Annotated in this window: 7 protein-coding genes; 1 reads left to right on the top strand and 6 read right to left on the bottom strand. The window is 43.7% G+C overall.

Annotation, left to right across the window (positions count from 1 at the left end; genetic code table 11):
• The 5 genes from PseudUWO310_RS19490 to PseudUWO310_RS19475 all read right to left on the bottom strand — a co-directional run.
• Nucleotides 1-2008: hypothetical protein (locus PseudUWO310_RS19490; protein WP_143122145.1), on the bottom strand; the 2008-nt coding region annotated here is incomplete at its 3' end.
• Nucleotides 1995-2315 carry a hypothetical protein gene (locus tag PseudUWO310_RS19485; protein ID WP_143122144.1) on the bottom strand — a complete coding sequence of 107 codons (321 nt, stop codon included), beginning with the start codon at nt 2313-2315 and terminating at the stop codon, nt 1995-1997. The genes PseudUWO310_RS19490 and PseudUWO310_RS19485, both read right to left, overlap by 14 nt.
• Nucleotides 2316-2319: 4 nt before the next feature.
• Nucleotides 2320-2901, bottom strand: a complete 582-nt coding sequence (locus PseudUWO310_RS19480; RefSeq protein ID WP_143122143.1) for a hypothetical protein — start codon at nt 2899-2901, stop codon at nt 2320-2322.
• On the bottom strand, nt 2898-3038 hold the full coding sequence (locus tag PseudUWO310_RS23050; protein WP_190316083.1) for a hypothetical protein: 141 nt from the start codon (nt 3036-3038) through the stop codon (nt 2898-2900). Before PseudUWO310_RS23050 ends, PseudUWO310_RS19480 begins: the two co-directional genes overlap by 4 nt.
• 39 nt (nt 3039-3077) lie before the next feature.
• Nucleotides 3078-3326 carry a helix-turn-helix domain-containing protein gene (locus tag PseudUWO310_RS19475; protein WP_143122142.1) on the bottom strand — a complete coding sequence of 83 codons (249 nt, stop codon included), beginning with the start codon at nt 3324-3326 and terminating at the stop codon, nt 3078-3080.
• Nucleotides 3327-3746: 420 nt separating this feature from the next.
• On the opposite strand from PseudUWO310_RS19475, the gene PseudUWO310_RS19470 reads away from it, so the two are divergent.
• Entirely contained in the window at nt 3747-4730 is a 984-nt protein-coding gene (locus tag PseudUWO310_RS19470) for an SDR family NAD(P)-dependent oxidoreductase (RefSeq protein WP_143122141.1), read from the top strand.
• A gap of 733 nt (nt 4731-5463) precedes the next feature.
• On the opposite strand, the gene PseudUWO310_RS19465 is transcribed toward PseudUWO310_RS19470, so the two are convergent.
• On the bottom strand, nt 5464-6171 hold the full coding sequence (locus PseudUWO310_RS19465; RefSeq protein ID WP_143122140.1) for a response regulator transcription factor: 708 nt from the start codon (nt 6169-6171) through the stop codon (nt 5464-5466).
• Between the last annotated feature and the right edge of the window lie 13 nt (nt 6172-6184).

Here is a 6184-nt window from a genome sequence, read left to right as displayed (position 1 = left end):
GTTCGCTATCAGCTACATCGGAGGTAATTTCCGCTTTACCCTCCGTCAAAAAGTAATCGAGAAAGTCCGACAGCGTGGGCATATTGCTCCATGCCTCTGTACCGAATCCATCGGCGATCGCTTTGTCGTATCTGGCTTTAATCTGCTCATCGTCAAAAAAAGCATTGACCACAGGTACTAACAAAGCTCGAATCAATTGCCGCAGTTGCCTTTCCGATGAGGAGAGGTCGTGCTGACTTGCCCCGAACACCATTGTCATCAGCGCCGACTCCACAAAGGATTTGAAATCCCGCAGCCGTTCTTCGGCTTGTTCGGGGTCAAAGGCTCGCAGATCTGGCAATTCCAGCAGATTCGAGGACTCTTTGCTAATGTCGAAATAGGCTCCCAGTGAACCGATGAAATGGGTATAGTCCGTAAACGTACTCGTACCATCGGGCTTGGGGAAATCTAGCGCTACAATTTGCTGATTATGGCAGAGTGCTTGGGACAAAACCGCCGATACCAATACCGACTTACCCGCACGGGTAGTGGCAAAGATACCGATATTGCGATGCTTTCGCACATCGATATATAAAGGCATTCCGCCTTCTTCCGTAATCAATTCAAAGCCAGTCTCATCGACGGATCTGGGCATCACACAGCTTGTAAAGGCAACTGCTTCATCGGATAGATAAACATGACGACGGGGGAAGGGTTGAGCTAGCAGATTACCCACGGTTACGGGTAAAGTTTGTTTCCACATCAACCACGCATACTCTGTCTCGCGCTCTACCCAAGCAGGACGCTGGAAACAACTGCAAAAATAACGACAGGCATCATCGAGAGCGATCGGGTTAGGACGACGGATTAAGACTGCTACAGCTACGTTAATGGGCATTGCGCCTTCATAAAGAGCTTCTTGAGCCTTGACGGCTTTTTGCTGTTTTAGCGACGCATTGACGTTAATGTTATTCAAGGAAGCCGACTGCTCTTGCGAGACAATGCTTTGCTTGGTCACCCTCTGCATATTCGCTTTGACAATGGTTTCATTTGCCCTTGTGAATTGGCAGAATACTTCCGTATTTGCCACGGAGTCGCGGGCGATCGCTTCCCAGAGATAGCGCATCTGTTTACCCTTGGATGCCCAGCCACCCGGTTTATCCATGAAGGTGAGTACGCCAATATATTCACCCTTCAAATGCACAAAGCCATTGTCAGCAAAGGGAATCGAGTCGGGACGCTCTAGCAGTAATGTTTTCAGATGCACTTGGGTATTGATGCGTTCCTCCACACCGCGATCGGACATCACCAGTAATTGGGGAATCGGTGGTGCATCACTGCTATTAAATTGCCGCCAGAGGTGCTCCCATAGTTCCTGCTCAGTCAGTGGTCGCAGGTCTAGACCCATGCGATTAACCAGAATCTGTTCCCAGTTCAAGAAACCATCGGTAAATGCCTTGGCAAAGGCAATCTCATGACGTTCCTGCTCGATTTCCTTTTCCTGACCCATTAGTTGTTGCGATAACCTCTGGATCCAAGCCAGCGCTTTTTCCAACACATCATTGCCTTCCGCAGTGGAACCGCGCAGGGTATAGGTAGCATAGAGCCTCAAGAATTTCGGTTTGCGAAGTCCTGACTTGGCTAACTCCTGCACCCTTTGCTTTTCACCCATCACCAGAAACTTGAGCTGCGGCGTATCCGCTTGTTCGTAGAGTTCTTGCAACTGATTTTGGCGATCGCTGTCGGAGCTAACCGAACCAAAATGCACTGTCAGCTTTTCACCGTCAGGAATATCTTTCAAGCCCGACTGAATCGCCTCAAAGAGCGATTCCTCCTGCTCGTTTGATAGCGTCGTATGAATCCCCTTGGACTCCCAACCAAATACAAACTGCAAGGACTCCAGAGACGATTGACCCTGCTTGAGAACAAAGCAACTGACAGTGCGACCGCGTAGCTCGAACTTGAGCAGACATTCTACGGCTAGCTCTTTTTCAAAATGGCGATATCTTTTCTGCTTAACGCTCTGCATACTTTCTTGCCTCCTGCTTACGCATCCCCTTGTACTGATAAACTCCGCGAGTCCATCGCGGTACAGGGATAAACTTTGATAAAAATCGATGGGGCTTTGAACCTGTCAAAATCCACCATGTCGCATCACCCCATGCCACGATTAGCAATACCCACAACCAAGGCAGATTCAGCACCACATAGCAAATCACGAACAGGGTAAAGCTGATGATTGCCCAAGGAATGATTAGCTCAGTGGGAAATGGACCAATCTTGGGACTTGCTCCCAGAATGGCATTAACCTTACGAAATTTGTACTCTTCTGCCATAGCTCTAGGCTGCACCCGTGATAATGCCTGCCAAAATATCGCCCATTGTCACCGTCACCACCAGAATCAATGGTGTTCTTGCCATTTGCTGCCAATCATCGTCGTTTCTGGCTGATTGAATCACCTTCACAAGTCCAATCCCTAGATAGATTACAAACAAGGCTCGCAATACATTGAAGATTAGGGCAACTAGTCCTGTATTGATACCAGGAATTGCACCTGTCATCCATGTTTGGGTCTTATTGAAAAACTGGGCTTGGGCTGGCTCCACTGTAAAGAGCAAAAGCAAACCAATCAGGAAGCCGATCGCTATGCCCAGTAATAAAACGGGACTGTACTTGTAATGCCGAATCATCTGCTCGAATTTGCCATAGAGTGTCAGCAATACTTTCGGGAAGGCTAACAGAAAACCAATCAGTGCAAGTAGCGCTGTGAGATACATCCCTTTAGAGCAAGTAAAGGTCATGATGATTCCCCCAATTGCGGCGGTCAAAGCGGCTATCTGAGGACTTTGAATTTTGTCGAGGAATTTCCTGTGGTGGGGACTATGGGTAATTCTCATGGAATTAATTGAATAGGTTTTCATAGTGTTTCGCTAGGAAAAAGTGCAGACGTGGTGCATAGATAGGCAGAAGCCACAGGCAGCAAGGCGATCGCCTTGCCCTTGAAGCTCTGCTTTTGAAGAGCATTCTGATCGATAGTTCTTTTCTCGTCAATAACCACACGTCATACCCACAGGCGATTTGGGCTGTATTTGAAACATCACGATCGCCGCCGCCGATCTGCTAAAGCATCGTTTAATCCATCTTGCAGATATTGCTTCCGCAATCGCCAGAGACGGGTTCTTTTGACCCGCAGCACTCGCATTACTTCGGAGATATCCACACCGTCATGCAGGGCTAGTAATACCTGTGCGCGATTGATCGTTGAGGCATGGCTATGCCCTTTTAGGCAAAGGGCTACGCATTGACGATAATCGGCTGTGGTGAGGGTGATTTTTAGTTTTTCCATGTTTCAAATAACATTTTGTAAAGTTTTTCGTAAAGGAATATGCGTCCAAATCGATCTTTTTAAGGATTTTTTGATGTTTTAGGCTGCTATCCTTGCCTTGTCGGACAATTATTTGTTAATTCTTTGGACTATAGTGTTTGACACCCAAATATTCTTTAAGCACAAATTGATCGTTCTTAAAGAATATATTGGGAACTTTCTAACTGCGATTACTTAACCTTATTAGTAAGTTCTATCAGCTTAATGTTCTCAATTAATTTCTGGAAATATTTCTTAGGGAAGATTCAGGTTATCTTGTAGCTATTTTTGAAGTAAAAGATTACAAAAAATTAAAAGATACTAAAAGATTGGCTATACAGATCGCCTATTCATTAGTAAGCGATACTTGTAAAGTAGTTCGCAAAATAGAGATGATTTTTCATGTCAGGAAATTTGAAAGGTAAGGTGGCTCTGGTCACAGGAGCATCAAGGGGAATTGGTAAAGGTATTGCCATTGCTTTGGGTGAAGCAGGTGCATTGGTTTATATCACGGGGCGCAGTGTGAATGCTGATAATTCTACAGATTCTGTTTCGGGTAGTTTATTAGAGACTAAAGCCGCAGTGGAAAAAGCAGGTGGGATATGTATTGCCCTTTCTGTCGATCACAGTGATGATGAGCAGATTACATCTCTATTTGAGCTAATCGATCGCGAACAAAATGGACAATTAGATCTGTTGGTGAATAATGCCTATGGTGGCGTGCGATCGCTAATAGATGCGAAGGGTAAATCATTTTGGGAAGCAGATCTTAGTCTTTGGGATGCTTGTAATCAAGTCGGTTTGCGAAGTCACTATGTGGCAAGTCATTTTGCCGCGAAAATGATGGCTCAACACAAGCAAGGCTTAATCGTGACGATTTCTTCTTGGGGTGGATTAGCTCCTATATTTGGCGTTGTCTATGGTACTGGTAAATCTGCTTGCGATCGCCTTGCGGCTGAGATGGCAGTTGAACTCAAGCCGTTTAATGTTGCTTCGATTTCACTTTGGCCGGGGATTGTCGGCACTGAGCAGTTTCATCAGTTGGCGGAAGAAAACCTTGAGGGTACTGAGAGTAATGTTGGTGTTAGCGCGATCGCTGATAAGTTTAATTGGGAAACGCCTTTGTTTGTTGGTAGGGTAATTGCTGCTTTGTGTAATGACTCGAACTTGATGCAGAGAACTGGTAAAGTGCAGATTGGGGCAGAACTAGCGGCGCGTTATGGAATAGTTGATGAATATGAGCATCGTCCTGTTTCTTTACGCTCCCTCAGATTTTTATTGGCGCAAGCTTTTTCAACTCTTAAAAGCAGAGCTAAGTTCATTCCTGATCTGCGAGTGCCTTGGTGGATTCTCCTGTTAACTGTCCTCAAGTCTCCGAAAATTTGAATATGAGTCTAAATAATAGAATGGCTCAATAGGTATTTCGGGGAGGTACTTTAGCTTAAATGGCTGAAATGCTTGATGTGCAATAGTTTTAGCCTCAGAGGTCTTTGATAACTGAAACACTCGTCATTAAAAGCATTAAGCCATTTATCATGGTTGATCTCCCCGAAACACCTATAGAGCCAATAGAATTAGCATTCTCCCTCACGATCCAAACTTCTTTATGAAACTTTTTCTAAAACACTCATCGCCTTACGCGCGGTTTGGGCGTATTTTTACTGTCTCATTCTGAACTGCTCTTTCGCATCAACTTCACAACATTATTCTGTCGCGACACGATAAAAACCCTTGACTATCAAACGACCGCGACATTGGCGAGTGACGACAACGATCAACTCTGTCATTTTTACTGATCACAAGCTGTCGCGACAACTAGCTATCAATCGTCAAATCTATAGCTGGATGAGTGTCTAGCTACCTCATCAATAGCTGTTATCTAGTAAACAACAACATATTTAATCCCAGAGTTGATCGTTGTCGCCCCACCAATTGGCGTGTCATTTAATAAAATAACATTATTAATTTTACATGGCGTTGTTGAATGAATAGGGCAAATTTCAGAAATTAGGGGATTAACCTAAATCTGATTCCTAAACTTTGAGGAATACTTGATTCATACCTAAATCAGAAACGCCTATGCTAACTTCTCAAACACTTTTTAACCAATTTTTTCATTCTAATCTAATGGTGCCGAAAGCCCTAGTTCTTTAGCAATAAAATTTTTCTTTAGTAAGGTATTTTTTGCTTGGAATCGATTGCTGACGTTAAGTTTGTTCAAGATCTTATGAACGTGAACACTTACAGTGCCAGTGCTAATATTAAGCATTACCGAAATTTCTTTATTAGTTTTGTCGATTGCAATTAGCTCTAGGATCTCTTGCTCTCGTTGAGTCAAATTACTAGCTTGCTGATTTTGGCTAATTTCTGTATTTGAGATTCCAGTTGCATCTGTTTGATTTTTTAAAACCAGCCTAATTTCCTCAGTAGCAATCGAATCCCACCAAGATGCACCTGCTAAAACAGAGCGAATTGCCATGATAAGGGAATCAGATGTCACTCCTTTAAGACAATACCCATTTGCTCCAACTTCAATAAGACGGTAAACTAATAACTTCTGAACTCGAGAAGTTAGTATAAGAATTGGTAAATCTTTATGTTGTAGTTTAAGCTGACGGCAGGTTTCAATACCACCAATTCCTGATAAACCTATGTCTAACAAGACGATATCAATAGGTATCTGATTTGCAATTTCTAGAGCTGTTTCACCATCTTCAGCCTCAGCAACAATGTTGAAATCTGATTCTTGTTGCAAACAAGTATGTATACCGAGTCGAAAGAGTTCGTCATCTTCTACTAAGAGAATCCGCAAAGTATCTGCAAGCATTTTGAATAAGTAT

This window comes from Pseudanabaena sp. UWO310, from assembly GCF_006861605.1.
Lineage (GTDB): Bacteria > Cyanobacteriota > Cyanobacteriia > Pseudanabaenales > Pseudanabaenaceae > Pseudanabaena.
Note: the sequence above shows the minus strand (reverse complement) of the source record. Positions and strands in the feature narration are given on the sequence as shown.

What these genes read in the sequence shown, in the direction of transcription:
- PseudUWO310_RS19485 (WP_143122144.1), bottom strand. Translation starts at nt 2,315, where the DNA reads ATGGCAGAAGAGTACAAATTTCGTAAGGTTAATGCCATTCTGGGAGCA.
- PseudUWO310_RS19480 (WP_143122143.1), bottom strand. Translation starts at nt 2,901, where the DNA reads ATGAAAACCTATTCAATTAATTCCATGAGAATTACCCATAGTCCCCAC.
- PseudUWO310_RS19475 (WP_143122142.1), bottom strand. Translation starts at nt 3,326, where the DNA reads ATGGAAAAACTAAAAATCACCCTCACCACAGCCGATTATCGTCAATGC.
- PseudUWO310_RS19470 (WP_143122141.1), top strand. Translation starts at nt 3,747, where the DNA reads ATGTCAGGAAATTTGAAAGGTAAGGTGGCTCTGGTCACAGGAGCATCA.
- PseudUWO310_RS19465 (WP_143122140.1), bottom strand. Translation starts at nt 6,171, where the DNA reads ATGCTTGCAGATACTTTGCGGATTCTCTTAGTAGAAGATGACGAACTC.